Here is a 2,777-nt window from a genome sequence, read left to right on the forward strand (position 1 = left end):
AGATTGTATTCGCCGATGATATTGATGTCGTATTGCGTGGTGTATTCCGGTTCCTCGGTGCCGATCACATGGTCGAGGATCGCCTCGCCCGCCAGCTTGTTGCCGAGGTTCTTTGGCCCGACGAAGCCGGGCGAGTTGATCGGGATCACCGGGGTACCGAAACGCGCTTTGGCCGCCTTGCACACCGCGTCGATATCGTCGCCGATCATCGCCGGCACGCAAGTCTGGTAAACGAACACCGCCGGCGGATCGTACTTTTCCTTGATTTCGCGGATTGCCTTGAACAGCCGCTTCTCGCCGCCAAAGACGATGTCGTTCTCGGTCATGTCGGTGGTGAAGCCGGTACGGTAAAGCGTGGGACCGCTGCTCAGCGCACCACGGTTGTCCCAGCTCGATCCCTCGCAGGCGATCGGTCCGTGGACGAGGTGCGCCACGTCGGCGATCGGCTGGAGCGCGATCTTGGCCCCGTCGAAGGCGCAACCACCGGCTGCGCCTCCGGGCTGGAGCTGCTTGGTACAGCCCTTCTTGCGGTCCTTTTCGGACTTGGCCTGGTTCTTGTCGCAACCGGGTTCGTTGAAGACGTCCTGAATGGTTTCGTTGATACTAGTCATCGAACCTGAACTCCCCGAACGAACCCGGTTGCTGCTCCCCACATCGTCAGCGAATGATGTCGAAGCTGTAGTCGGTGGTGGAAATGCCGTCGGTGGTGGCATCCATGTGCTCGAAGATCCGGTCGAGGATCGTGACCAGCACGTTCATCGCGCCCTGGTAGCCCCAGATCGGATAGCGGTGCTTGTGGTGGCGGTCGAAGATCGGAAAGCCGAGGCGGATCAGCGGCACGCCGGTGTCGCGCTCCAGATACTTGCCGTAGGTGTTTCCGATCACGAAATCGGGCTTCTCGGTGAACAGCAGGCTGCGCATGTGCCACAGGTCCTTGCCCGGATAGGCCTTGCAACCCGCACCGAACGGCGAGCTGTCGAACAGATCCTGCATCTTTGCCGCCCAGGCCTTGCCGCCGTTGGTGGAAAGCACCACCACCGGCTCACCGCCGAGTTCCATGATGAACTGCGCCAGACCAAGGCACATGTCGGGATCGCCGTAGATCGCGAACTTCTTGCCGTGGATGTGCGCGTTCGAGTCGGCGATGGCATCGACCAGGCGGCCGCGTTCCTTCGCCAGCGCATCGGGGATGGCAACGCCGGCGAGCCGCGCCACTTCCATGATGAAGCGGTCAGTCGCCTCGATCCCGATCGGCGAGTTGAACGCGACCGTCTCGTGGCCGTGGTGCGCGATCATCGGCAGGGTCTTCTCGGTGCAGAATTCCTGCATCGAGATCGTCGCCTTGGCGTGGATGGCGTTGGCCGCATCTTCCAGGGTGGTGCCGCCGTCGTACATGCGGAACTCGCCATCGGTCGGAGTGTCCCAGACGTCGGAATTGTCGCCGAGGATGGTGTATTCGACCTGCATCGTGTCGAAGATGCGCTTCACTTCGCGCATGTTGCCGACGGTGTAGCCATCGAACCCGCCGATGAAGTTGATGCTGCCGTTGGGCACGCGCACCAGCGGTTCGACGGTCTTGGCCTTGCCGTCCCAGAAGTGCTCGAGAATGCCCTTCATCGCGTTGTCGTAGCCGGTGACGTGGCTGCCGACGAAGGCCGGGGTGTGCGCGAAGGGAACGTCGAACTCCTCGGGAACGCTGCCCTTTTCCTTCGCGGTCTTGATGAAGGCGTTGAGGTCGTCGCCGATCACTTCGGCCATGCAGGTGGTGCTGACCGCGATCATCGCCGGCTTGTACATGTTGTAGGCGTTGGCCAGGCCGTCGATCATGTTGTTGAGTCCGCCGAACACAGCGGCGTCCTCGGTCATCGACGAGGAGACGCACGACGTCGGCTCCTTGAAGTGGCGCGAGAAGTGCGATCGGTAGTAGGCGACGCAGCCCTGCGAGCCGTGGACGAACGGCAGCGTCTTCTCGAAGCCGACCGCGGCGAACACCGCACCGAGCGGCTGGCAGGCCTTGGCGGGATTCACCACCAGCGCCTCGCGGCTGAAGTTTAGGTCCTTGTATTCCTCGGTCTTGGCCCATTCGACCGCCTCGGCAACCTTGGCGGGATCGTGGCGGCCTTCGAAGTTCGCCCGCTTGGTGGCGATCATGTCCTTGTATTCGGGCTCGCGGAACAGCGAGAAGTGGTCTTTCACCTGGTTCGGGTCCTGGGGCATGTCAGCCTCCTGTGCAGGGATGATTGGGGTGGGGGCCGGTGGGGCCGGCCCCGCATTCGGTCACTCGGCGGCGATCGCCATGTAGTCGGTGCCGCTGTCCTTCCAGGGCGTTGGCGTCATCTTCCAGACCGGCGAGTTGATCGCCATGTCCATGTCGCGCGCGAAGATCGCGAAGCCGTCGTAGCCGTGGTAGGGGCCGGAATAGTCCCAGCTGTGCATCTGGCGGAACGGCACGCCCATCTTCTGGAAAACGTACTTTTCCTTGATGCCCGAGCCGACAAGATCGGGCTTCACCGTCTCGACGAACTTCTCGAACTCGTAGCCGGTGACGTCGTCATAGATCAGCGTGCCGTCCTTGACGTAGTGCTGGGCGGTGCGCTGGTAGTCGTCGTTGTGGCCGAATTCGTAGCCGGTGCCGACCACTTCCATGCCGAGGTCCTCGTAGGCGCCGATCACGTGGCGCGGACGCAGGCCGCCGACATACAGCATCACCCTCTTGCCTTCGAGGCGCGGCTTGTACTTGGCGATCACCTCGTCCATCAGCGGACGGTACTTGGCGA

General features: G+C 62.4%; 3 protein-coding genes. All 3 read right to left on the bottom strand.

The genetic code is table 11. The annotated features are described in order from the left end of the window. Nucleotides 1-611 (bottom strand): nitrogenase component 1 (locus AC1P6P_RS19855; RefSeq protein ID WP_481404179.1); only part of this gene is annotated, 611 nt, incomplete at its 3' end. A gap of 46 nt (nt 612-657) precedes the next feature. After that, on the bottom strand, nt 658-2,217 hold the full coding sequence (gene nifK / locus AC1P6P_RS19860) for a nitrogenase molybdenum-iron protein subunit beta (RefSeq protein WP_481404180.1): 1,560 nt from the start codon (nt 2,215-2,217) through the stop codon (nt 658-660). A gap of 60 nt (nt 2,218-2,277) precedes the next feature. Next, nucleotides 2,278-2,777, bottom strand: a 500-nt coding sequence (locus AC1P6P_RS19865; RefSeq protein WP_481404181.1) for a nitrogenase component 1, incomplete at its 5' end; no start/stop codon positions are given.

This window comes from Rhizomicrobium sp. (genome assembly GCF_056722145.1).

Coding starts and splice junctions, on each gene's coding strand:
- nifK (WP_481404180.1), bottom strand. CDS start 2,217: ATGCCCCAGGACCCGAACCAGGTGAAAGACCACTTCTCGCTGTTCCGC.